General features: G+C 58.9%; 1 protein-coding gene. It reads right to left on the bottom strand.

What is annotated here, in order from left to right; translation table 11 throughout:
- The coding region (locus tag FGT79_RS30855) for an IPT/TIG domain-containing protein (RefSeq protein ID WP_212758679.1) at positions 1-224 on the bottom strand (224 nt) is incomplete at both ends.

Below are 224 nucleotides of genomic sequence, written 5' to 3' on the forward strand. Positions count from 1 at the left end.
ACGTCTACAGTTCCCGAGCCAGCCGGAGCCGTTGCTGTGATTTGCGTTGCTGAATTTACAGTAAAGCCCGTCGCCGCTGTTGCACCAAACGTCACCGCTGTTGCACCAGACAGATTCGTGCCGGTCAACGTGACGGTCGTTCCTCCCGTCGTCGGGCCCGCCGTCGGCGAAATACTAGTGATCGTCGGCGCAGCTATGAACGTATACTGGTCCGCCACCGATGT

This window comes from Paenibacillus sinopodophylli, from assembly GCF_005930355.1.
GTDB classification, from domain to species: Bacteria; Bacillota; Bacilli; order Paenibacillales; family Paenibacillaceae; genus Pristimantibacillus; species Pristimantibacillus sinopodophylli.